General features: G+C 66.0%; 20 protein-coding genes. 1 reads left to right on the top strand and 19 read right to left on the bottom strand.

What is annotated here, in order from left to right; translation table 11 throughout:
- Nucleotides 1-40 precede the first annotated feature (40 nt).
- From CAL19_RS05705 to CAL19_RS05690, 4 genes are all read right to left on the bottom strand, one after another.
- A complete protein-coding gene (locus tag CAL19_RS05705; protein ID WP_094796233.1) occupies nt 41-1,867 on the bottom strand; it encodes an acyl-CoA dehydrogenase in 1,827 nt (608 codons plus the stop codon).
- A gap of 530 nt (nt 1,868-2,397) precedes the next feature.
- On the bottom strand, nt 2,398-3,327 hold the full coding sequence (locus tag CAL19_RS05700) for an electron transfer flavoprotein subunit alpha/FixB family protein (protein ID WP_094796232.1): 930 nt from the start codon (nt 3,325-3,327) through the stop codon (nt 2,398-2,400).
- A 1-nt stretch (nt 3,328) separates the two neighbouring features.
- A complete protein-coding gene (locus CAL19_RS05695; RefSeq protein ID WP_094796231.1) occupies nt 3,329-4,078 on the bottom strand; it encodes an electron transfer flavoprotein subunit beta/FixA family protein in 750 nt (249 codons plus the stop codon).
- A gap of 69 nt (nt 4,079-4,147) precedes the next feature.
- The gene (locus CAL19_RS05690; RefSeq protein WP_094796230.1) at nt 4,148-5,071 is read right to left on the bottom strand and encodes a histone deacetylase family protein; all 924 of its coding nucleotides are present in this window, start codon (nt 5,069-5,071) and stop codon (nt 4,148-4,150) included.
- 10 nt (nt 5,072-5,081) lie between these two features.
- Here CAL19_RS05690 and mltB point away from each other — a divergent pair, with 10 nt between their 5' ends.
- Entirely contained in the window at nt 5,082-6,218 is a 1,137-nt protein-coding gene (gene mltB, locus CAL19_RS05685; protein ID WP_094796229.1) for a lytic murein transglycosylase B, read from the top strand.
- Nucleotides 6,219-6,247: 29 nt separating this feature from the next.
- Here mltB and cysM read toward each other — a convergent pair whose 3' ends face one another.
- The 15 genes from cysM to gyrA all read right to left on the bottom strand — a co-directional run bounded on the left by cysM (nt 6,248) and on the right by gyrA (nt 22,710).
- Complete coding sequence (cysM, locus tag CAL19_RS05680; protein ID WP_026640526.1) at nt 6,248-7,174, bottom strand: cysteine synthase CysM; 927 nt, start codon at nt 7,172-7,174, stop codon at nt 6,248-6,250.
- Nucleotides 7,175-7,250: 76 nt separating this feature from the next.
- On the bottom strand, nt 7,251-7,730 hold the full coding sequence (locus CAL19_RS05675; protein ID WP_051423838.1) for a ComEA family DNA-binding protein: 480 nt from the start codon (nt 7,728-7,730) through the stop codon (nt 7,251-7,253).
- A 136-nt stretch (nt 7,731-7,866) separates the two neighbouring features.
- A complete protein-coding gene (gene rfaD, locus CAL19_RS05670) occupies nt 7,867-8,859 on the bottom strand; it encodes an ADP-glyceromanno-heptose 6-epimerase (RefSeq protein ID WP_026640525.1) in 993 nt (330 codons plus the stop codon).
- Complete coding sequence (rfaE1, locus tag CAL19_RS05665; RefSeq protein ID WP_051423837.1) at nt 8,856-9,797, bottom strand: D-glycero-beta-D-manno-heptose-7-phosphate kinase; 942 nt, start codon at nt 9,795-9,797, stop codon at nt 8,856-8,858. Before rfaE1 ends, rfaD begins: the two co-directional genes overlap by 4 nt.
- Nucleotides 9,794-11,017, bottom strand: a complete 1,224-nt coding sequence (lapB, locus tag CAL19_RS05660; RefSeq protein WP_026640524.1) for a lipopolysaccharide assembly protein LapB — start codon at nt 11,015-11,017, stop codon at nt 9,794-9,796. The genes rfaE1 and lapB overlap by 4 nt, the downstream gene beginning before the upstream one ends.
- Before the next feature lie 46 nt (nt 11,018-11,063).
- Nucleotides 11,064-11,378 (bottom strand): lipopolysaccharide assembly protein LapA domain-containing protein, encoded by a 315-nt coding sequence (locus CAL19_RS05655; protein ID WP_026640523.1) that lies wholly within the window; start codon nt 11,376-11,378, stop codon nt 11,064-11,066.
- Nucleotides 11,379-11,567: 189 nt separating this feature from the next.
- A complete protein-coding gene (locus CAL19_RS05650) occupies nt 11,568-11,930 on the bottom strand; it encodes an integration host factor subunit beta (protein WP_026640522.1) in 363 nt (120 codons plus the stop codon).
- Nucleotides 11,931-11,932: 2 nt separating this feature from the next.
- Nucleotides 11,933-13,645, bottom strand: a complete 1,713-nt coding sequence (rpsA, locus tag CAL19_RS05645; protein ID WP_026640521.1) for a 30S ribosomal protein S1 — start codon at nt 13,643-13,645, stop codon at nt 11,933-11,935.
- 115 nt (nt 13,646-13,760) lie between these two features.
- Nucleotides 13,761-14,459: a (d)CMP kinase gene (cmk, locus tag CAL19_RS05640; protein WP_094796227.1), complete on the bottom strand. Its 699-nt coding sequence runs from the start codon at nt 14,457-14,459 to the stop codon at nt 13,761-13,763.
- Nucleotides 14,449-15,792, bottom strand: coding sequence for a 3-phosphoshikimate 1-carboxyvinyltransferase (aroA, locus tag CAL19_RS05635; RefSeq protein ID WP_094796226.1), 1,344 nt, complete (start codon nt 15,790-15,792; stop codon nt 14,449-14,451). The genes cmk and aroA overlap by 11 nt, the downstream gene beginning before the upstream one ends.
- 6 nt (nt 15,793-15,798) lie before the next feature.
- The gene (locus CAL19_RS05630) at nt 15,799-16,704 is read right to left on the bottom strand and encodes a prephenate dehydrogenase (protein WP_094796225.1); all 906 of its coding nucleotides are present in this window, start codon (nt 16,702-16,704) and stop codon (nt 15,799-15,801) included.
- Complete coding sequence (gene hisC / locus CAL19_RS05625) at nt 16,701-17,822, bottom strand: histidinol-phosphate transaminase (protein WP_026640517.1); 1,122 nt, start codon at nt 17,820-17,822, stop codon at nt 16,701-16,703. Before hisC ends, CAL19_RS05630 begins: the two co-directional genes overlap by 4 nt.
- A 22-nt stretch (nt 17,823-17,844) precedes the next feature.
- Nucleotides 17,845-18,930 (bottom strand): prephenate dehydratase, encoded by a 1,086-nt coding sequence (gene pheA / locus CAL19_RS05620; protein WP_094796224.1) that lies wholly within the window; start codon nt 18,928-18,930, stop codon nt 17,845-17,847.
- Nucleotides 18,923-20,053 (bottom strand): 3-phosphoserine/phosphohydroxythreonine transaminase, encoded by a 1,131-nt coding sequence (serC, locus tag CAL19_RS05615; protein WP_038852473.1) that lies wholly within the window; start codon nt 20,051-20,053, stop codon nt 18,923-18,925. The genes pheA and serC overlap by 8 nt, the downstream gene beginning before the upstream one ends.
- Nucleotides 20,053-22,710 carry a DNA gyrase subunit A gene (gene gyrA / locus CAL19_RS05610; RefSeq protein ID WP_026640514.1) on the bottom strand — a complete coding sequence of 886 codons (2,658 nt, stop codon included), beginning with the start codon at nt 22,708-22,710 and terminating at the stop codon, nt 20,053-20,055. Before gyrA ends, serC begins: the two co-directional genes overlap by 1 nt.
- Nucleotides 22,711-22,866: the final 156 nt, after the last annotated feature.

Raw genomic sequence — 22,866 nt, 5'->3', positions numbered from 1 at the left:
AGTATGACTGGAAATACGTAAGCGACATTGCTTAATTACATTAAGTAATATCGGCCTGCGCCGCGCACGCGTCCGCGATGTGCCCCGCTTGCACGGCGGCCGACAGCGCCTGGGCTCGCGGAAGGATCTGTGCACCGTAGAACAGCGCGGTCGCGAGCTTGGAACGGTAAAACGGGTCGCTGCTGCCGTCGGCCAGTTGCTGCTGGCACACCAGTGCCGCCCGCGCCATCTGCCATCCGCCATGCACCACGCCGGCCAGCATCAGGTAGGGCACGCTGCCCGCGTACACCGCGCGTATGTTGGACTGCGCGTGCTCCAGGATGAAGGCCACCGCGCCTTCGTAGGCCTGTATGGCCTGGTCGAAGTTCACACGCAGCAGCCCCAGGCTGTCGCGCCCGGTGGCCGGCGCCCGGCCAACCGCGGCATCCAGCGCCTTGAGCGTCTCGCGCATGGCCGCAATGATGGCGTAAGCCGTGGCCCCGCCATCCCGAAGCGTCTTGCGCCCCACCAGGTCATTGGCCTGGATGGCTGTGGTGCCTTCGTAGATCGGCAGGATCCGGGAATCACGGTAATACTGCGCGGCGCCGGTTTCTTCGATATACCCCATGCCGCCATGCACCTGCACGCCCAGCGAGGCCACCTCGACGGCGGACTCGGTTGAAAAACCCTTGACGACCGGCACGAGGTATTCGTAGAACGCGCGGTTGCGCGCCCGCACTTCGGCATCGGGGTGATGCACGCCTTTATCGTGCGCGGCGGCCGCCACGAACGACACGGCGCGCGCCGCCTCGGTCAGGCCGCGCATGGTAAGCAGCATGCGTTGCACATCCGGATGCCGTGCGATGGGCACCGGTCCGGCCGAACCCTCGATGGCCCGCCCCTGCACGCGCTCTTGTGCGTAGGCCAGGGCATGCTGGTAGGCCCGCTCGGACACCGCAATGCCCTGTTGCCCCACGCCGAAGCGTGCGGCATTCATCATGATGAACATATATTCCAGGCCGCGGTTCTGTTCGCCGACCAGGTAGCCCACCGCGCCCTCGCCCGCTTCGCCGTGCCCCGATCCGTACAGCAGCACGGCCGTGGGGCTGCCGTGTATGCCCAGCTTGTGCTCCAGCGAAGCACACCAGACGTCGTTGCGCGGGCCGAGGCTGCCGTCTTTGTTGACCAGGAATTTGGGCACGATGAACAGCGATATGCCCTTGACTCCGGGCGGGGCGTCGGGCGTGCGCGCCAGCACCAGGTGGACGATGTTCTCCGCCAGGTCATGTTCGCCGTACGTGATGAAGATTTTCTGGCCATTGAGCCGGTACGTGCCATCGCTTTGCGGCACCGCGCGGGTGGTTACCAACGCCAGGTCGGATCCAGCCTGCGGCTCGGTCAGGTTCATGGTGCCGGTCCATTTGCCGGCGATGAGATTGGGCACATAGGTCTGGCGCTGGGCGTCGGAACCCACCGTCAGCAGGGCTTCGATCACGCCATCGGTAAGCATGGGGCACAGTGAAAACGCCAGACTGGCCGCCTGGATGTTCTCGCTGGGCGGCGTGGCCACCAGCTTGGGCAGCCCCTGCCCGCCCCATTGCGCGGGATGCTGCAACCCTTGCCAGCCGCTGGCCGCGTAATCGGCGAACCCCTGGCGGAAACCGGGCGTCGTGGACACCTGCCCGTTGTCCCACCGCGGCGGCTGCGTGTCCCCGGCGACGTTCAGCGGCACGATGGCCTGCTCGACAAAGCGCGCGTTCTCGTCCAGGATGGCATCGACCAGGTCGGGCGTAACCTCTTCGAAGCCGGGCAATGCCAGAACCTCATCCAGGCCGGCCAGCCACTTCAGGTTGAATCGGAAATCCTGCAACGGTGTGACGTAGGGCATTGTGTCTCCTGGATGAATTCGCGGTGGCGGTGCTCTCCTTCGCCAATCTTAAACCCTTGGCGGTCTCGTGGCGGGCGAAAGCCGAACGCGGCAGGTGACGCAACGGCGCAACCCGCAGGGCCGGCAAGCGGCGCCACGCCCCGGCATCGCGGCAAGGCGCCGGGCTTGGGTGTTGAACTTCGCTGGGTAATGCCGGAATCTGGCGCCGGCCGTAACGCCGACTCGCGGCGATGCGTCGGTGCGACCGCCGCCGGATGACATGTCGGTGTCTGACTCCCGTAGGGTGTCAGACACCTTCGGAGGTACGTAAGACGCAAGGGGGTGTCAGGCACCTTCGGAGCCTGACACCGAATCCGACCGTCGCCGAGTGAGATGTCGGTGTCTGACTCCCGCAGGGTGTCAGACACCTTCGGAGGTACGTAAGACGCAAGGGGGTGTCAGGCACCTTCGGAGCCTGACACCTGAATATCCGACCGCCGCCGAGTGAGATGTCGGTGTCTGACTCCCGCAGGGTGTCAGACACCTTGCGCTTACAGCGCGTTGGTCAGTTCGGGCACGACCGTAAACAGGTCGCCGACCAGGCCGTAGTCGGCCACGCCGAAGATGGGCGCTTCGGCATCCTTGTTGATGGCCACGATGACCTTGGAGTCTTTCATGCCCGCCAGGTGCTGGATGGCCCCGGAGATGCCCACGGCCACGTACAGCTGCGGCGCCACGATTTTGCCCGTCTGGCCCACCTGCCAGTCGTTGGGCGCGTAGCCCGCGTCGACCGCCGCGCGCGAGGCGCCCAGCGCCGCGCCCAGCTTGTCGGCCAGCGGATCCAGGATCTTGAAGTTCTCGGCGCTGCCCAGCCCGCGGCCGCCCGAGACCACCACGCGCGCACCGGCCAGCTCGGGACGGTCGCTCTTGGCCACTTCGCGGCCCACGAACGACGACAGCCCCGAATCGGCCACCGCCGCCAGCGCCTCGACCGCCGCCGAACCGCCCGAGGCCGACACCGCGTCAAACGCCGTGGTGCGCACCGTGATCACCTTGACCGCATCGCCCGACTGCACCGTGGCAATGGCGTTGCCCGCGTAGATCGGCCGCTGGAACGTATCGGACGAGTCCACCCCGATGATGTCGGAGATCTGCGCCACATCCAGCTTGGCCGCCACGCGCGGGGCCACGTTCTTGCCCGAGGCCGTGGCCGGAAACACGATGTGGCTGTAGCCCGAGGCCACCGCCAGCACCTGCGCGGCCAGGTTCTCGGCCAGCCCGTCGGCCAGGTGCGGCGCATCGGCCGCAAGCACCTTGGCCACGCCCGCGGCCGCCGCAGCCTGCTCGGCCACCGCCTGGACATTGCTGCCGGCCACCAGCACGTGCACGTCGCCGCCCAGCTGGGCAGCCGCCGCAATGGCGTTCAGCGTCGCGCCCTTCAGGTGGGCATTGTCGTGTTCGGCAATAACAAGCGTCGTCATCTCAGAGCACCTTCGCTTCGTTCTTCAGTTTGTCCACCAGCGCGGCCACGTCGGCCACCTTGATGCCGGCCTTGCGCGCCGGCGGCTCGGTCACCTTCAGCGTCTTGAGCCGCGGCGCCGCGTCCACCCCCAGTTCCTCGGGCGTGACCGTGTCCAGCGGCTTTTTCTTGGCCTTCATGATGTTGGGCAGCGTCACGTAGCGCGGCTCGTTCAGGCGCAGGTCCGTCGTCACAATGGCAGGCAGCTTCAGCTTGATCGTTTCCAGGCCGCCGTCGACCTCGCGCGTGACCGTCACCGAACCGTCGGCCACTTCGACCTTGCTGGCAAACGTGGCCTGCGGCCAGTCCAGCAGCGCGGCCAGCATCTGCCCGGTCTGGTTGGCGTCGTCGTCAATGGCCTGCTTGCCCAGGATCACCAGCTGCGGCTGCTCTTTGTCCACCAGGCCCTTGAGCAGCTTGGCCACCGCCAGCGGCTGCAGCTCGGCGTCGGTCTGCACCAGAATGCCGCGGTCTGCGCCAATGGCCATGGCCGTGCGCAGCGTTTCCTGGCACTGCGCCACCCCGCACGACACCGCCACCACCTCGGTGGCGCCGCCCTTTTCTTTCAGGCGCGTGGCCTCTTCGACGGCGATCTCGTCGAACGGGTTCATGGACATCTTCACGTTCGCGATATCCACGCCCGTTTGATCCGATTTGACGCGCACCTTGACGTTGTAATCAACGACGCGCTTGACTGGTACCAGCACCTTCATCCAGCAGCCTCCTGATATATCGAAAAAAGGCCGGCCCAGACCGACCCCGCATTGCACAATTCGTTGATTCTACAACTTTGCCAACGCGCGTATATGCGCGACCACACTGCGTCCCAGGGCAGACAAGTTGTAACCGCCTTCCAGCATGCTGACGATACGACCCTGCGCATGACGCGCGGCGACGTCCGCCACGCAATCCGTGATCCAGGCGTAATCGGCTTCGACCAGCCCCATCTGGCCCATGTCGTCTTCCCGATGGGCATCGAACCCGGCGGAAATCAGTACCAGCTCGGGCGCGTGCGCTTCCAGGCGGGGCAACCACTGGTCGCGCACCAGGGCGCGCACCGCGCTGCCATCGGTATAAGCCGGCACCGGCACGTTCACCATATTGGCGCCGGGATGATCGGCGCCGCTGTTCGGAAAGAACGGATGCTGGAAAAAGCTGCACATCAGCACCCTGTCATCGCCGGAAAACGCTTCTTCGGTGCCATTGCCGTGGTGAACATCGAAATCGATGATGGCCAGGCGCCGCACCCCGTGCACGTGCATCGCATGCTGGGCCGCAATCGCCACGTTGTTCAAAAAGCAAAAGCCCATGGCTTGCTCACGGCGCGCATGGTGCCCGGGCGGGCGCACGGCGCAGAACGCTGTCTCGGCCCTGCCGCCCATTACCGCATCGACGGCGGCCAGGCCCGCGCCGGCGGCATGCAATGCGGCTTCATAGGTATGGGCGTTCATCAGGGTGTCAGGGTCGATGCTGCAGTACCCCTCGGCCGGCGACCGGGCGCGCAGGCTGTCCAGATAGTCGGCCGCATGCACCCGCAGCAGCGCGTCGCGCGGCGCGGCAGGGGCCTCTTGCTCGGCCAGGAAAGGCATCAGGCCGCTGGCCAGCAGCTGATCGGCGATGGCGTCCAGCCTCTGTGGGCTTTCCGGGTGCCAGCTACCCATTTCATGCAGCTTGCACGACGGGTGGGTAAGATAGATAGTCTCCATAAGGAAGATTATGTTCATCTGTCGGCGATTCCTGCAAATCGGCACGCTTTCCCTGATCCTGGCCGGCTGCGCCAGCTCTCCCACGACCGGCTCCGCGCACGCCCCGACTCCAAGCCCCTCCCCCTCTGACACCATCCCCATCCGCATTGGCCCGGCCAAACCGCAGCCGGAGCCCCCGGCGGCCACCCTGCCCTCGGGCGAATTGCGACCCGCCGCGCGCGCCTACGCTGACCAGATTGCGGCAGAGCGCGGCCTGTCGCCGGATATCGTCCGCGCCACCCTGGCCGACGCCCGCTATAACGCTACCGTTGCGCGGCTGATCGCCCCGTCGCCGCCGGGGCGCAAAGTGTGGCGTAGCTGGCTGACTTACCGCGCGCGTTTTGTCGAGCCCAAGCGCATCAACTGGGGCGTGCAGTTCTGGCAAGAAAACCAGGCCCTGCTGGACCAGGCCGCGCAGCGCTACGGCGTGCCGGCCTCTATCATTGTGTCCATCATCGGCGTCGAGACGCTATACGGACGCAATATGGGCAACTTCCGCGTACTCGACGCGCTGGCCACGCTGGCCTTCGACTACCCCGATCCCAGCCGGCCCGAGCGCGTCGAAATGTTCCGCGGCCAGCTCGCCGACTTCATCACCCTGGCGTTGCACGGCAAACTGCCCCTGGAGGCGTCAGGATCATATGCCGGGGCCATCGGCATGCCGCAGTTCATGCCCGGCAGCATCATGCGCTATGCCGTGGACGGCGACCACGACGGCCATATCGACCTGACCAACAGCGTGGCCGACTCCGTCATGTCTGTGGGCAATTTCCTGGTCGAGCACGGCTGGCTTCGCGGCCTGCCGGTGTTTGCGCCGGTTGTCCTGCCACCCGACCCTTCGGCGCTGGCCTCGGGCGGCCTGCAGCCTACGCACACCTGGGCCAGCCTGCAGGCCGCCGGCGCCCGGCTTGCGCCAGGCACGGACGGCGCCGGGTGGATCGACCGCCCCCTGGGCGTGGTAGACCTGCAAGAAGAAGCGCGGGGCACGGTGCAGTACCGCACCGCCACACCCAACTTTTTTGCCCTGACCCAATACAACCGCAGCTATTTCTACGCCACTGCGGTGGCCGACCTGGCCGCCGCAGTGCAGGCACGCATGAACCAATAGCGCCCGCGGCCAGGTAGACGCCCCGCTGCTCAGGCCGGCTGGGCGTCGTCGAACACGCCAGTCGACAAATACCGGTCGCCACGGTCGCAAACGATGAAGACAATCGTGGAATTTTCCACACGTTCGGCGACACGCAACGCGGCCACCAACGCCCCGGCCGACGAAATGCCGCCGAAAATGCCTTCTTCGGCGGCCAGCCGCCTTGCCATGACCTCTGCCTCTTGCTGGCCGATGGACTCGTACGCATCAACCAGGCTGCGATCGAAAATCTTGGGCAGGTAGGCCTCGGGCCATTTGCGGATACCCGGAATCTGCGAACCCTCGGCCGGCTGCGCGCCAACCACCTGCACTTGCGCATTGCGCGATTTCAGGTACGTAGACACACCCATGATGGTGCCCGTCGTGCCCATGGCGCTTACAAAATGGGTCACGCGGCCTTCGGTTTGCTGCCAGATTTCCGGCCCGGTGCCTTCGATGTGGGCGCGCGGGTTGTCGGGGTTGGCGAACTGATCCAGCACCTTGCCCTTGCCTTCGGCCTGCATGGCCGTTGCCAGGTCGCGCGCATATTCCATGCCGCCCTTGCTGGCCGGGGTAAGAATCAGTTGCGCGCCATAGGCCGCCATCGCGGCCCGGCGCTCAACCGAGAGGTTGTCGGGCATGATCAATACCATGCGGTAGCCGCGCATGGCGGCCGTCATGGCCAGTGCGATGCCGGTGTTGCCGCTGGTTGCCTCGATCAGGGTGTCGCCCGGCTTGATCTCGCCACGCTCTTCGGCGCGCAGAATCATCGACAGCGCGGGCCGGTCTTTTACGGAGCCGGCGGGATTGTTGCCTTCGAGCTTGGCCAGAATGACATTGCCGCGCGGGTCGCCCGCCGCGCCCGGAATGCGTTGCAGGCGCACCAGCGGCGTATTGCCGACGGTTTGTTCGATAGTGGGATAAGTAGAGGTAGCCATGCGATCGATAATAACCGCTGCCGCGACGCGGCAACGCCAAAGCCGCGCTTGCGCCAGGGATACCGGGCGCTGGCTGTCACGGACCTGAACGCGCGGGCAGCGCCGGCGCGAATTCCGGCGTCGCGACGCTGCCGGGCGTCAACACCGGCACGCCCGCCCCGGCCGTCAGTCCGGCGGCGCGCAGGCTTTCCAGGCGCTTGCGGCCTATGCCTCTTACGCGATCGGACAAGTCTTGCAGCGATTCGAAGGGGCCGGCGCGCTCGCGCTCTTGAATGATGACTTGCGCGGTGCGCGGCCCGACTCCATGCAGGGCCTCGAGCTCATGCGCAGACGCGGCGTTCACGTCCAGTGGCTGGGCCGGCATGGCGGCAAAAGACAAGCTGCCCGCCACTGCGCAGCGTCCTACTGCACGTGCCAGAGGGCGAGGCGCGGGCGCGTGGCCCGCCCGGCCCGGCTGGCGCGGGCCCACCAGCGGCCATCGGGGCGCCAGGCGTATCGACGGGCGCGGCGCCGCAGGCCTGGGTACGGCGACGGGATCATGCAAAAAAGGATTCATGGCTGGGCTCCGTTCAAGGACGGCAGGTCCCCAGACCTGCCTGGCCCGCCATGATGCGCCGGTCGCCTCTTGGGGCGGCGACGCACTGAATGGGAAAGTCCACCGTGGAACTACGCCACGGGGCCACGCCCGCGCGTCAGGCTTTGCGCGCGCGCCAGTAGCGTACGTATTCCGCCACGCCCGTCTGTACATCGCGCATCGGGGCCGTGAAGCCGGCGGCCCGCAGCTGCGCCACGTCGGCCTGCGTATAACTCTGGTAGCGGCCTTTCAGGTCGTCGGGGAAAGGGATATAGCGCAGCAGCCCTTGTTCGACCAGCTTGTCCAGCGGCAGGGCCGCTTCGCCGCGCTCTTGCCGCAAGGTATTGACGACAGTGGCGGCCACATCGTTGAACGGCTGCGCACGGCCCGTGCCGCAATTGAAAATACCCGACACCTGGGGGTTGTCGAGGAAATGCAGATTGACGGCGACCACGTCGTCGACCGAAATGAAATCGCGGCTTTGCCCGCCGTCGGCATAACCGTCCCAGCCGGCAAACAGGCGCACGTGGCCTTCGGACAGGAACTGGTTCATGTTGTGGAACGCCACCGATGCCATGCGGCCCTTGTGCTGTTCGTGGGGCCCGTATACGTTGAAGTAGCGCAACCCCACCACCTGGGCCGTCAGCGCGTGCATGCGAGTGCGCAGCACCTGGTCGAACAGCAGCTTCGAATATCCATAGACATTCAGCGGGTGCTCGTTGGCCGGGTCTTCGACATAGACGGACGACCCGCCGTAGACGGCTGCAGACGACGCATACAGAAACGGAATGCGTTGGGCCTGGCAATACTCGAACAATTCCAGCGTGACCCGGTAGTTGTTGTCGAGCATGTAGCGGCCGTTGCGCTCGGTGGTGTCCGAGCATGCGCCCTGGTGCAGCACGGCGCGCACCGGCGGCAGCGACCCTGCCTGCACACGGCTGCGGAAGTCATCTTTGTCCAGGTAATCGGCGATTCGACAGTCGACCAGATTGAGGAACTTGTCGCCCTCGGTCAGGTCGTCAACCGCGATGATGTCCTGGATGCCGCGGCGGTTCAGCCCGCGCACCAGGTTGCTGCCGATGAAGCCGGCGGCGCCCGTGACGACGATCATGTGGGTTCTCCTGCAAGTTCTGCGGCGGTCACGACCGACGTGCCCAGTTTGCCGACGACGATGCCGCCGGCACGGTTGGCCCACGCCATGGCGTCGACCCAGGGCAGGCCGATGGCGCGCATGGCGGCCAGGGTGGCCAGCACGGTATCGCCCGCGCCCGACACATCGAACACTTCGTGCGCCTGCGCATCGACGTGCTCGCGCCCCTCCGCGGTAAATAGCGTCATGCCCTGCTCGGACCGCGTGATCAGCAGGGCTTCGATATCGAGATCGGCGCGCAGCTGCTGGGCGCGCTCGGTCAGTTGGGATTCGGAACTCCAGCGCCCCACCGCCTGCTGCATTTCGGCGCGGTTGGGCGTAACTAGCGTGGCGCCCCGGTAACGCGAGTAATCATCGCCCTTGGGGTCGACCAGCACGGGCATGCCCGCCGCGCGTGCCTGGGCGATAAGCGATTCGACGCGTTCGAGCGCCCCCTTGGCGTAGTCGGACAGCACCAGCACATCGTGGCCGGCCAGGTGCCGCTCGAAGCGGGCCTGGAGATCATCCAGCGTGGCTGTGCGGGGCTGCTCTTCGAAATCGACACGCAGCAATTGCTGCTGGCGGCCCAGCACGCGCATCTTGAGCGTGGTGGGATGCTCGGCATCGGCAACCAGGTCGGCGTCTACGCCTTCCTGGGTGGCCATCCGGCTTATGCTGGCGCCGGCCTCGTCCGCGCCCACAATGCCGATGAGCGTGGCCTGGCCGCCCAGGGCCGCCACGTTGCGCGCGACGTTGGCCGCGCCCCCCAGGCGGTCTTCACGGCGCGCCACGCGCACCACGGGCACCGGCGCTTCGGGCGAGATACGGTCGACTTCGCCGAACCAATAACGGTCGAGCATGACGTCGCCCACGACCAGAACACGGCTGCCCGCAATGGCCTCGGCGGGAAATGGCTTCATTCAAGTTCTTCCAGACGGCGCGGCGCGTAGGTCTCCCAGGCATTGCAGCCCGGGCATTGCCAATAATAACGCCGCGCCTGGAAGCCGCAATTGCGGCAGGCGTAGCGGTCCAGGCGCTGCGTATGTTTATGGATCAGGCTGCGCAGCAGGCTGAGGTCGGCGCCGCGCACCGGCCCATGCTCCTGCTCGCCAGATTTGGCGCTGCCCAGCTCGGCCTCGAGCAGGCGGTCGAGCCCCAGCAGCGAAGGGTGATGCCGCAAAGCGCCGCGAGCGAAGGCCCACGCGGGCGCAGCGCCCTGCTGGACGCGCAGTTCGCGGAACACCACATTGAACAGGTCCAGCGAAGGGTGTTGCGCGTATTGTTTCTGCAGCACTTCCAGGCCGGCGGCGGCCTGGTCGGCAGCGCGGTAATTCGCGAGCAATTGCTCGGCGACCAGCCCGGCGTACTCGGGCGCATCCGCCAGGATCGACTCCAGGTACATGCGTTCGCGCTTGGGGTCTTGCTCGAGCTGCGCCAGCCGCGCCCGCAGCAGGCCGGTGCGCACCTTGCTGGGCTTGCTGCCGACCTCGCCCTGGCCGACCTGCCGGGCGGCATGATCGGCGGCGTCCAGCGCGGTGTGCGCCGCATCGGCATCGAATGGCTTGGCCGACAACGCGGCCTGGGCCTGCTCGCAGTAATAATGAACGATCTGCGGCACCGGTTCGTCGACCAGGCCATGCAGGGTCTTGACTGCCTCGATGGCGCGCGCCCAGTCGTGCTCGGACTCATAGATGCGGATCAGCGAGCGCAGCGCCGGCAGGGCGTAACGCGTGTCTTTCAGCTGTTCGAAGGCCGCTTCGGCGCGGTCGAGCATGCCGGCCTTGAGAAAGTCATGGGCCAGTTCGTGCTGTGCGTGCTCGCGCTCGGCCTCGGGCAGGTCGGAGCGACTGAGCAGGCTTTGATGCACGCGGATGGCCCGCTCCATTTCGCCCCTGCGGCGAAACAGGCTGCCCAGGGCAAAGTGCAGTTCGGTGGTTTCGGGGTCGAGCTTGGCGACTTCGACGAAGGCGTCGATGGCGCGGTCGGGCTCTTCATTGAGCAGGAAGTTCAGGCCACGGAAGTATGAATCGGGCAGCGTGCGCGTTTCACGCAGCATCTGCCGGAAATCAAATCGTGCCGCCAGCCAGCCCAGTGCGAACAGCACGGGTACGAAAATCAGCCACCAAGGTTCGAAATCCACGCTGCGAGCTCTGTTCCGGTCGTAAGAAAGTAAAAAGAACCGCCGATTACAGCGGCGACATGGGTGCGATGGCTTCGGGCGCCACGACGGGCTGCTTGCCGTCGGCGGCGGCCTGCAGGCGTTCCAGCTCGCGGCGCAGGCGCATGGCTTCGCGGCGGCGGCGCATGGCAGCAGGAACGGTAAGCAGCAGTCCGAACAACGTGCCCAGCACAAATGTGGCCAGCATGACCACGATCAGCGGCACGTCTTGTATGACGTAGTCGGCATAGAACTTGACCGCGACCGGGTCGGTGTTCTTCAGCGCGAACATCAGCACGGCGACGAAGACGAGCAATCGCAGGGCCCAGACAAAGTAGCGCATGGCGCATGCTCCAAGAACGCGAGACATCAATTGTAAGCGTAAGCCGGCAAGGCTAAACAGCAAATATCGCCTGCGATGCCGCGCGATCGCGGGCCTGCCTGCGGCGTATCGGGGTGTGGCGGCCAAAACAAAGCCCCTTGACGAATCAAGGGGCTTTGCATGCGGGCCGTGCCCGGCGAACCTGCGCAGCTACATGGCGTGAGCGCCAAGCAGCGTGGGCTGGGATTCGTCCGAGGCGTCGCCAGCGGGCGGCGGTGATGCCGCCGCGTCACCGGCCAGGTCGACCCGCTCGCGCAGTTCTTTGCCGGCCTTGAAATGCGGCACCTGTTTGCCAGGCACCAGCACCTGCTCGCCCGACTTGGGGTTGCGCCCGATGCGGGGTGAGCGCTGCGACAACGAAAAGCTGCCAAACCCACGGATCTCGATGCGCTGGCCCGAGGCCAGGGCCTGGGTCATTGCATCGAGCATGGTCTTGACCGCGTAATCGGTGTCGCGGGCGGCCAGCTGGGGATAGCGGGCCGCCAATGCGGCGATCAGCTCCGACTTGGTCACTATCAGCCGTCGTTGCGCTGTTGGTCCAGCTTGGCCTTGAGCAGCGCGCCCAGGTTGGTGGTACCCGAGGAGGCGCTGGCTTCGGACATGCGCTGGATCGTGTCGGCGGTTTCGGCGTTATCGCGAGCCTTGATCGACAGCTGGATCGAACGCGTCTTGCGATCGATGTTGACGATCATGGCTTCGATGTTGTCGCCGGCCTTCAGCACGGTGGTGGCGTCTTCCACGCGGCCCGACGAGATCTCGGAAGCACGCAGATAGCCTTCGACGTCGACCGACAGGGTCACGACCGCGCCCTTGGGCTCGACCGACTTGACCACGCCAGGCACCACGGCGCCCTTGTCGTAGGTGGCAACGAAGTTGTTGAAAGGATCGCCTTCAAGCTGCTTGATGCCCAGCGAGATGCGTTCCTTGTCGGTATCGATGCCCAGTACCACGGCCTCGATTTCGTCGCCCTTCTTGAAGTTGCGCACGGCTTCTTCGCCCGATTCGGTCCAGGACAGGTCGGACAGGTGCACCAGGCCGTCGATGCCGCCGGGCAGACCGACAAACACGCCGAAGTCGGTGATCGACTTGATGGCGCCGCGGACCTTGTCGCCACGCTTGAAGTTGGTGGCGAATTCTTCCCACGGGTTCTGGCGGCACTGCTTCATGCCCAGCGAGATGCGACGACGGTCTTCGTCGATTTCCAGGACCATGACTTCGACTTCTTCGCCCAGGGTAACCACCTTGCGCGGGTCGACGTTCTTGTTGGTCCAGTCCATTTCGGAGACGTGCACCAGGCCTTCGATGCCGGCTTCCACTTCGACGAACGCGCCGTAGTCGGTCAGGTTGGTCACCTTGCCGAACAGGCGGGTGCCTTGCGGATAGCGGCGGGCCAGGCCGACCCACGGATCTTCGCCCAGCTGCTTGACGCCCAGCGAGACGCGGCTCTTTTCCTGGTCGAACTTGAGGACCTTGGCTTCGACTTCCTGGCCGACTTGCAGCACTTCGGAAGGATGACGGACACGACGCCAGGCCATATCGGTGATGTGCAGCAGGCCATCGATGCCGCCCAGGTCGACGAACGCGCCGTAGTCGGTGATGTTCTTGACCACGCCCTTGACCACTGCGCCTTCGTGCAGGGTTTCGAGCAGTTTCTGGCGCTCTTCGCCCATGCTGGCTTCCAGCACCTGGCGGCGCGACAGCACGACGTTATTGCGCTTGCGATCGAGCTTGATGACCTTGAACTCGAGGGTCTTGCCCTCGTAGGGGGTGGTGTCCTTGACGGGACGCAGGTCGACCAGCGAACCGGGCAGGAAGGCGCGGATACCGTTGGTCATGACGGTGAGGCCGCCCTTGACCTTGCCGGTGATGGTGCCGGTGACCAGCTCGCCGTTCTCGAGGGCTTGCTCGAGCTGCAGCCAGGCCGACAGGCGCTTGGCGCGATCGCGCGACAGGATGGTGTCGCCGTAGCCGTTTTCCAGGGAATCGATGGCCACCGAGACGAAATCGCCGGGTTGCACTTCGAGTTCGCCCTGGTCGTTCAGGAACTCTTCCAGGGGAATAAGAGCCTCGGACTTCAGGCCGGCGTTGACGACGACGAAGTTGTGGTCGACGCGGACGACTTCGGCGCTGATGACTTCGCCGGACTTCATGTCCTGGGTCTTGAGGCTTTCTGCGAAGAGGTCGGCGAAGCTTTCGCCGCCGGTGGCGGGGGTGGAAACGGAAGACATGGGGTTGAAATCCATTGGGCCGGAATGGCCGTTAAAAACACACCGAAGCGGATTGCCCGCGACAGTGGAGTGAATGAACCTGCCGGCAGCCATGGCCCGGGACACCGCCCGGTGACTACGACCCGCCGTCAGGGCCTGAATTTTTCCAGAAATCAAGTACCGCCTGCACCGTTTGGTCGATGGTCAGGCTTGACGAATCAAGCACGTGTGCATCGGCCGCTGGCACCAGCGGCGCCGCGCTGCGCTGCATATCGCGCGCATCGCGTTCGCGCAGGTCGCGCAAAAGATCGGCTAGATTAGCAGAAATTCCCTTGTCGATCAACTGCTTACAGCGCCTTTCGGCCCTGGCCTCGACATCTGCGACGAGGAACACCTTCAGGGCGGCATCGGGGAACACCACCGTGCCCATGTCGCGGCCGTCGGCCACCAGCCCGGGAGGCGTCCGGAAGGCGCGCTGGCGCTCGAGCAGAGCCAGCCGCACTGCGGGATACGCGGCCACGCGCGACGCGAAATTGCCGACCTGCTCCTGCCGGATGGCGTCGGCCACCTCGACGCCGTCGAGATAGACTTGCGCGCCTTCGAAACGCACGTCGAGCTCGCGGGCCGCGCGCGCCACGCCCGGCTCGTCTTCGGCCGGCAGCCCGCGGTTCATGGCGGCCAGCGCGGTCAGGCGATAAAGGGCGCCGCTGTCGAGCACCGACCAGCCCAGCGCCCGGGCCACCCGATGGGCGACGGTGCCCTTGCCGGAAGCGGTGGGGCCGTCGATGGCGATTACCGGCACGGCGCTGGCGCGAGCAGAAGGTTCAGTCGTCATGGCGATCGGGCTCGCCGGACACCAGGCCGGCGTATACGTCGAAATAATCGGGGAAGGTCTTGCTTACGCAGCCCGGGTCGAGGATGCGCACCGCCGCCGGGCCGAAGGCCGCCAGCGAAAAGCACATCGCCATGCGATGGTCGTCGTACGTGCCGATGTGCGCGTCGCGCCAGGAGCCGGGGGCCGGCGGCGTCACCCGCAGCCAGTCGGGCCCGGATTCTACCGTGGCGCCCAGCTTGGCAAGCTCGGTATGCATGGCGTGTATGCGGTCGGTTTCCTTGACGCGCCAACTGCCGATATTGCGCAGGCGGCAGGGGCCGTCGGCATAAAGCGCCAGGGCGGCCGCCGTCATGGCGGCATCGGGGATCAGGTTGAAATCGGCGTCGAACGCCTTCAGGCGCTGGCCCTGGCCCACCTGCACGCCGCGCGCCTGGATCCAGTCGGGGCCAAACTCCACCTGCGCGCCCATGTCGGCCAGTGTGCGGGCAAACGCCACGTCGCCCTGTATGCTGTCGGCGCCCACGCCCGTGACGCGCACCGGGCCGCCGCCGATGGCGCCCAGCGCCAGGAAATACGACGCCGACGACGCATCGCCCTCGACCGCGATGGCACCCGGGCTGCGATACGCTGCGCCGGGCGGCACGGTAAAGCTGCGCCAGCCATCCCGCTGTACCTGCACACCATAGCGCGCCATCAGGTTCAGCGTGATTTCGATGTAAGGCTTGGAGATCAGTTCGCCAGCGACTTCGATGACCACGGGCGTGTCGCTACCTTGCGCCAGCACGGGCGCGGCCAGCAACAGCGCGGTCAGAAACTGGCTGGACACGGCCCCCTGTACGCGCGCGGGCGCGCCGGCGCGAACCTGGCCGGCGCCGATCTGCAGCGGCGGATAGCCGTCGTGGGCCAGGTAGTCGATTTGCGCGCCCCACTGCCGCAGCGCATCGACCAGATCGCCAATGGGCCGTTCGTGCATGCGCGGCACGCCGCCAAGACGGTATTGCCCGTTCATCAGCGCCAGCGCCGCGGTCAGGGGCCGGAAAGCGGTACCGGCATTGCCCAGGAACAGTTCGGCCTGCTTCACCGGAAAACGCCCCGCGCCGGTCACCACCACCCTGCCCGGCCCGGCGTCATCCACCGCCACGCCCAGCTGGCGCAGTGCCGCAAGCATGACGCGGGTATCGTCCGAATCCAGCAAGCCGGAAATCTCGGTGCGCCCGCCGGCCAGGGCCGCCAGCAGCAATACACGGTTGGAAATGCTCTTGGACCCCGGCAAGGCCACCTGCCCCCGCGCCCGTCGCGCGCGGGGCAGATCAAGATAAGGGGTTGCGCTCATGCTGCATTACTCCTTGCGCCAATCGCGGCGAGCCTGGGCGGCGCGCGCCAGCAGCGCCTCGAGGGCGGGGCCATCGCCCCGCGCCATTGCCTGCTCGAACTCATCGAGCACCGCTCTTACTGCCGCCAGTTCGACACGCAACGCGTCACGATTCGACAGGAAAATGTCGCGCCACATCTCGGGCGATCCGGCCGCGATGCGGGTGAAGTCCCGGAAACCGGAGCCGGCCAGCGCCAGGCGCCCGGCCGCGTCTTCGGCGGCAGCCACCTGGCCCATGTAGGCCGCGGCCAGCAGGTGCGGCATATGGCTTACCGAGGCAAGCACCCGGTCGTGCGCACCGGCGTCCATATCGATGACGTGGGCGCCGCAGGCCTGCCACAGCGCCCGGACATGCTCCACGGCGGCGGGCGCGTTCTGGGGCAATGGCGTCAGGATGACCGTGCGGCGTTGGTACAGGGCCGCGTCGGCCGCCTCCGGGCCGCTGCGCTCGGCGCCGGCCACGGGGTGCCCCGGCACGAACTGGCCGACCCGTTCGCCCAGCGCCGCCCGCGCGGCCGCCACGACCTCGGCCTTGGTGCTGCCCGCGTCGGTCAGCACGGCGTCATGACGCAGGTGCGGGCGCATCTGGGCCAGCAGGCCGCCCAGACCGCCCACCGGCGTGGCCAGCAGAATGACATCGGCCTGTTCGGCCGCCTGCTGCAATGTCGCTGCGGCGTCGATGATGCCCAGGTCCCGGGCGCGCTCCAGCGATTGGGCATTGCGCCCGACGCCCAGCACGCGCCCGACCTGGCCCGCGCGGCGCAGCGCCAGCGCGGCCGACCCGCCGATCAGGCCCACGCCAACCACCGCCAGGACCGGAATCAGCGGATTTTCCGCCACATGGGCCGTGGTGCCGGTCAACGCGCGCGTCATGTTGCCAGAACGTCGGTAAGCGCCGCGATGAACCGCTGATTCTCTTCGGGCAGGCCGATCGTGACGCGCAGCCATTCGGGCAGGCCGTCGCCCGCGACCGGCCGCACGATGACGCCCCGCTTGAGCAGTTCGAGATTGATGCGCGCTGCGTCGCCCACATGCACCAGCACGAAGTTGCCGAAGCTGGGCACATAGCGCAGCGACAACGTGTCGAATGCCTGGCACAGCTGCTGCTTGCCGGCCTTGTTCAATTCGTACGAACGCGCCAGGAACGCGGCGTCTTCCAGCGCCGCAATGGCGGCAGCCTGGGCCAGCGTGTTCACATTGAACGGCTGGCGCACTCGGTTGAGCAGATCGGTCAGGCCCGGTTGCGCCACGGCATAGCCCACGCGCAATCCGGCCAACCCATAGGCCTTGGAAAACGTGCGCGACACCAACAGGTTGGGATACTGGCGCACCAGGGCCACGCTGTCGAAGCGCAGGTCGGGGTCCAGGTATTCGTTATAGGCTTCGTCCAGCACCACGATGACGCGCTCGCCATGCGCCTGGCGCACGCGGGCCAGGAACGCCGCCACATCATCGCCGGTGACAAAGGTGCCGGTGGGATTGTTGGGGTTGGCAATGAACACGACGCGGGTATCGTCCGCAATGGCGTCGAACATGGCGTCCAGGTCGTGCCCGTAATCGACGGCCGGCACCTGGATATGGCGGGCGCCGCGAGCCTGCGTGGCCAGCCGATACACCACGAACGAATGCTGCGCATATACCGCGGACGCGCCCGGCTCGAGCAGCGCCAGCGCGGCGATCTCGAGAATGTCGTTGGAACCGTTGCCCAGCGTGAGCCAGTTCATCGGCACGCCGTAGCGCTGCCCCAGCGCCACCTTCAGGTCGTAACCGTTGGGGTCCGGATAGCGCGCCAGCGTGGCGGCCGCGCCTGCCAGCGCGGCGCGCGCGGTCTCGGGCATGCCCAGGGGGTTCTCGTTCGACGCGAGCTTGACGATGCCGGCCGGGTCCAGGCCGAACTCGCGTGCGAGCTCTTCAATGGGTTTGCCCGCCTGATACGGCGCAATCGCGCTGATGTGAGCGGGAGCAATCAACGGCTTGATAGCGGATGTCATGGGATGCGCGCACGCAAGGAAGTTACTGTGCCGGGTACGAGCCCAGCACCTTGATGAAGGCCACCTGGCTCTGCAGGTCGGCCAGGGCGCGGGCAACGTGGGGGTCATCGCGATGCCCCAGCACGTCGACGTAGAAGTAGTATTCCCACTGCCCGGTGCGGGCGGGGCGCGACTCGAAACGGGTCATCGAAACGCCATTGGCCGCCAGCGGGGCAAGCATGTCGTAGACGGCGCCCGCGCGGTTGGGCACGGCCAGGATCAGGCTGGTCTTGTCCTTGCCGGATGGCAGCGGCTGGAATTCGCCCACGGCCAGGAATCGCGTGCGATTCTGCGGGTCGTCCTGGATCCCCGCGGCCACAACCTGCAGCTTCCAGGCCGGCGCCGCGCTTTCGCCGGCAATGGCGGCAATCGTCGGGTCGGACGCAGCCACGCGCGCCGCCTCGGAATTGCTGGACTCGGCCACCTGCTCCAGGGCGGGATAGTTGCGGTTGAGCCACGCCTGACATTGCGCCAGCGCCTGCGGGTGCGCCGCAATAGCCTTGACGCCATCCATGGCGCCGCTGCGGGTCATCAGGCAGTGGCGGATGTCCAGCGAACGCTCGCCCAGTATTTTCAGGGACGAATTCAGCAACAGGTCGAGCGTGCGGTTCACCGCCCCTTCGGTGGAATTTTCGACCGGCACCATACCCACATCGGCCTGCCCCGCCTCTACCGCCCGGAACACCTCGTCGAAAGAGGGACAGGGCAGCGAGCGTACCGCGCGGCCGAACTGCTCATGGGCGGCCTGTTCGGAAAAAGAGCCGGCCGGCCCCAGGTAGGCGACCGTCATGCCGCGTTCCAGCCCGCGGCACGCCGAAATGATCTCCGTCCAGACAGCACCGACGGCGTCGTCGGGGAAAGGGCCGGGGTTCATCTGCTGCAGCCGGCGGATGATCTGGGCTTCGCGCTCGGGACGCAGCACCGGCCCATCCGCGGCGGCCGCATGCTTGACGTCGCCGACCTCCAGCGCCGCACGGGCACGCTGCCCCAAAAGTTCGAGAATCTGCGCGTCGATGGCATCGATGCGCTCGCGCAGCGGCTTGAGCTGGTCTTGCAGGGAATCAGCCATGGCGGCGCTCGAAATCCTGCATGTAGGCGACCAGCGCGTGCACGCCGTCCAGCGGCATGGCGTTATAGATCGAGGCGCGCATGCCCCCTACGCTCTTGTGGCCCTTGAGCTGCATCAGCCCGGCGGCCTCGGCGCCCTGCAGGAAGGCGGCATTGAGCGATTCGTCGCGCAGCACGAACGGCACGTTCATGCGCGAACGCACGGGGCCATGCACGGGATTGCGGTAGAACCCGGTGCTGTCCAGGTAGCCATACAGCAGATCGGCCTTGGCGCGGTTGGCCGCTTCCATGCCGGCCACCCCGCCCTGCGCCTTGACCCACTTGAACACCAGCCCCGCGACATAGATCGCAAAAGCAGGCGGAGTGTTGTAGCGCGAATGCTCGGCCGCCACGTTGGCGTAGTCGAATGCCGAGGGGCAGATCGGCAAGGCCTTGCCGATGAGATCGCGGCGCGCGATCACCACGGTGACGCCGGCGGGGCCTGCATTTTTCTGGGCCCCCGCAAACACCAGCCCGGCCCGGGTGATGTCCATGGGGCGCGAAAGGAAGTGCGACGACGCATCGACCACCAGGGGCACATCGGGCGCGCCCAACGTAGCCAGGTCCGGCCAGTCGTTGAATTCGACGCCGTGGATGGTTTCATTGCTGCAGAAATGCAGATAGGCGGCGTGCCGCCGCACCTGCCAGGTGTCGACGGGCGGCACCCACGTCCAGGGCGCCTGCTCGCAACCGTCGATTGTCGTGGCCACGCCGCTGCTGGCCGCCACATGTGTGTCGCCGTAGCGGCCGGCTTCTTTGTGCGAGCGCGTCGACCAATGGCCGGTCAGCACAAAATCGGCCGCCGGATCGCCCCGCCGCCCGATGAGGTTCATGGGCACGATGGCGTTCTCACCCAGGCCGCCCCCTTGCATGAACATAATGGCGTAGTCGGCGGGCACGTTCAGCAGCTCGCGCAGATCGGCCTCGGCCTGGTCGCAGATCTGCACGAAATGCTTGCCCCGATGGCTCATTTCCATCACGGACATGCCGCTGCCGTTCCAGTCCAGCATTTCGGCGGCAACCTGTTGCAACACCGTCTCGGGCAAGGCCGACGGGCCTGCCGAGAAATTCCAGGGGCGAGCCATTATTGCTCCGTAGGTTCGGTCGGTTCGGTCGAGGCGCCGGATTCGCCGTCGCCGGCATCCGTCGCGTCGGTGTCTTCGTCATCGACGTCGGCGTCGCTTTCCACTACGCGACGCACGCCGGACAGGCTGCTGCCGTCATCGACGCTGATCAGCGTCACGCCTTGGGTCGCGCGCCCCATTTCGCGGATTTCACTGACGCGGGTACGCACCAGCACGCCACCCGTAGTGATGAGCATGATTTCGTCGGACGGCCGCACCAGCACGGCGCCGACCACCTTGCCGTTGCGCGAGGTGGTCTGGATGGCGATCATGCCCTTGGTGCCGCGGCCGTGACGCGTGTACTCGACGATGGACGTGCGCTTGCCATAGCCGTTTTCCGTGGCGGTAAGCACGCTTTGCGATTCGTCGTGCGCCACCAGCAGCGCGATTACCGACTGGCTCTCTTCGAGCGTCATGCCGCGCACGCCGCGCGCGTTGCGGCCCATGGGACGCACATCGTTCTCGTCGAAGCGCACGGCCTTGCCCGCGTCCGAGAACAGCATGACGTCGTGCTTGCCATCGGTAACGTCGGCGCCGATGAGGTAATCGCCCTCGTCCAGCGCAACGGCAATAATGCCCGCCTTGCGCGGATTCGAAAAATCGGAAAGCGGCGTCTTCTTGACCGTGCCGCGCGAGGTCGCCATGAAGACGAAGCTGTCTTCGCTGAATTCCTTGACCGGCAGCACCACCGTGATCTTCTCGCCATCGGCCAGCGGGAACATATTGACGATGGGCCTGCCGCGCGAGCCGCGCGTGCCCTGGGGAACTTCCCAGACCTTCAGCCAGTAGACCCGGCCCCGGTCGGAGAAGCAAAGCAGGTAATTGTGCGTATTGGCAATGAAGAGCTGGTCGATCCAGTCGTCTTCTTTCATGGCCGTAGCCTGCTTGCCGCGCCCGCCGCGCTTCTGTGCACGGTATTCGGACAAGGGCTGGCTCTTGATATAGCCGGCATGCGACAGCGTCACCACCATATCGGTGGGCGTGATCAGGTCTTCGGTTTCGAGTTCGGTGGCATTGAATTCGATTTCCGAACGGCGGGTATCCTTGGTACCGGTCGAGAATTCGGCCTTGATGGCCTGCAGTTCGTCCCCGATGATGACGGTGATGCGCTCGGGCTTGGCCAGGATGTCGAGCAGGTCGGCAATATTGGCCATGACGTCTTTGTATTCGCCGACGATCTTGTCCTGCTCGAGCCCGGTCAGGCGTTGCAGGCGCATGTTCAGGATTTCCTGCGCCTGGATGTCGCTCAGGCGGTACAGGCCATCGCCCTGCAGGCCGAAGTTCTCGGGCAGGCCGTCGGGGCGGAACGCCGCCCGGCCGCCCACGGCGTCCAGGTCCGACCGCGACAGCATTTCGCGCACCAGCGACGAATCCCAGGAACGCGACATCAGTTCCTGGCGCGCCACCGGCGGCGTGGGCGCCGCCTTGATGATGGCGATGAAATCATCGATGTTTGCCAGCGCCACGGCCAGGCCTTCGAGCACGTGGCCGCGTTCGCGCGCCTTGCGCAGCTGGAATACGGTACGGCGCGTGACGACTTCGCGGCGGTGCTGCAGGAAGTACGAGATCAGCTGCTTCAGGTTGAGCAGGCGCGGCTGGCCGTCGACCAGCGCCACCAGGTTCATCCCGAAGGTGTCCTGCAGCTGGGTATTCTTGTACAGGTTATTGAGAACGACCTCGGGCACTTCGCCGCGCTTGAGCTCGATGACCAGGCGCATGCCGTCCTTGTCGGACTCGTCCCGGATATCGGCAATGCCTTCGATCTTTTTCTCGTTGACCAGATCGGCGATGCGCTCCTGGAGCGTTTTTTTGTTGACCTGGTAGGGAATGGCGTCGACCACGATGGCCTGCCGGTTGCCCCTTTCCATGTCTTCGAAGTGGGTCTTGGCGCGCATGACCACGCGGCCCCGGCCGGTGCGGTAGCCTTCGCGCACGCCGGCCATGCCGTAGATGATGCCCCCGGTGGGGAAATCGGGCGCCGGGATGATCTCGATGAGCTCGTCGATCGAGCAATCCGGGTTGCGCAGGCAATACAGGCAGCCGTCGACGACTTCCGCCAGGTTGTGCGGCGGAATGTTGGTGGCCATGCCCACCGCGATGCCCGAGCTGCCGTTGACCAGCAGGTTGGGCAGGCGCGACGGCAACAGCAGCGGCTCTTGCTCGCTGCCGTCGTAGTTCGGGCCGAAATCGACGGTTTCCTGGTCGATGTCGGCGAGCAGTTCGTGGGCGATCTTGGCCAGGCGGACCTCGGTATACCGCATCGCCGCGGCACTGTCGCCGTCGATGGAGCCGAAGTTGCCCTGGCCGTCGACCAGCATGTAGCGCATGGAAAAATCCTGCGCCATCCGCACGATGGTGTCGTATACCGATTGGTCGCCGTGGGGGTGATACTTACCGATAACATCACCCACGATACGGGCGGACTTCTTATAGGCCCGGTTCCAATCGTTGTTGAGCTCGTGCATGGCATACAGCACGCGCCGATGCACCGGCTTGAGGCCGTCGCGCACGTCTGGCAGCGCCCGTCCGACGATCACGCTCATGGCGTAATCCAGGTAGCTGCGACGCATCTCTTCTTCCAGCGATACCGGAAGCGTCTCCTTGGCGAAGGAATCCATATATATAGAGCGACTGAGTCAAGTAAGAGGGAAACCCGAGCCGGGCAAACAGGAAATTCTATCACCCGATCACCGGATGCCCCGGTTCAGGGGCCTTGAAGCCGTCGCCGGGGTCGCACAAACCGGCCGGAACACGCCTGTTGTCAAAAACCAACA

The sequence above is a fragment of the Bordetella genomosp. 7 genome, from assembly GCF_002261265.1.
GTDB lineage: Bacteria > Pseudomonadota > Gammaproteobacteria > Burkholderiales > Burkholderiaceae_B > Bordetella_A.
Note: the sequence above shows the minus strand (reverse complement) of the source record. Positions and strands in the feature narration are given on the sequence as shown.

Coding starts and splice junctions, on each gene's coding strand:
- rfaE1 (WP_051423837.1), bottom strand. CDS start 9,797: ATGAAGCCATTTCCCGCCGAGGCCATTGCGGGCAGCCGTGTTCTGGTC.
- CAL19_RS05700 (WP_094796232.1), bottom strand. CDS start 3,327: ATGACGACGCTTGTTATTGCCGAACACGACAATGCCCACCTGAAGGGC.
- CAL19_RS05675 (WP_051423838.1), bottom strand. CDS start 7,730: ATGAATCCTTTTTTGCATGATCCCGTCGCCGTACCCAGGCCTGCGGCG.
- hisC (WP_026640517.1), bottom strand. CDS start 17,822: ATGACATCCGCTATCAAGCCGTTGATTGCTCCCGCTCACATCAGCGCG.
- rpsA (WP_026640521.1), bottom strand. CDS start 13,645: ATGTCTTCCGTTTCCACCCCCGCCACCGGCGGCGAAAGCTTCGCCGAC.
- CAL19_RS05630 (WP_094796225.1), bottom strand. CDS start 16,704: ATGACGCGCGCGTTGACCGGCACCACGGCCCATGTGGCGGAAAATCCG.
- cysM (WP_026640526.1), bottom strand. CDS start 7,174: ATGGCTACCTCTACTTATCCCACTATCGAACAAACCGTCGGCAATACG.
- cmk (WP_094796227.1), bottom strand. CDS start 14,459: ATGACGACTGAACCTTCTGCTCGCGCCAGCGCCGTGCCGGTAATCGCC.
- mltB (WP_094796229.1), top strand. CDS start 5,082: ATGTTCATCTGTCGGCGATTCCTGCAAATCGGCACGCTTTCCCTGATC.
- CAL19_RS05705 (WP_094796233.1), bottom strand. CDS start 1,867: ATGCCCTACGTCACACCGTTGCAGGATTTCCGATTCAACCTGAAGTGG.
- CAL19_RS05655 (WP_026640523.1), bottom strand. CDS start 11,378: ATGCGCTACTTTGTCTGGGCCCTGCGATTGCTCGTCTTCGTCGCCGTG.
- pheA (WP_094796224.1), bottom strand. CDS start 18,930: ATGGCTGATTCCCTGCAAGACCAGCTCAAGCCGCTGCGCGAGCGCATC.
- CAL19_RS05695 (WP_094796231.1), bottom strand. CDS start 4,078: ATGAAGGTGCTGGTACCAGTCAAGCGCGTCGTTGATTACAACGTCAAG.
- gyrA (WP_026640514.1), bottom strand. CDS start 22,710: ATGGATTCCTTCGCCAAGGAGACGCTTCCGGTATCGCTGGAAGAAGAG.
- CAL19_RS05690 (WP_094796230.1), bottom strand. CDS start 5,071: ATGGAGACTATCTATCTTACCCACCCGTCGTGCAAGCTGCATGAAATG.
- aroA (WP_094796226.1), bottom strand. CDS start 15,792: ATGAGCGCAACCCCTTATCTTGATCTGCCCCGCGCGCGACGGGCGCGG.
- serC (WP_038852473.1), bottom strand. CDS start 20,053: ATGGCTCGCCCCTGGAATTTCTCGGCAGGCCCGTCGGCCTTGCCCGAG.
- rfaD (WP_026640525.1), bottom strand. CDS start 8,859: ATGATCGTCGTCACGGGCGCCGCCGGCTTCATCGGCAGCAACCTGGTG.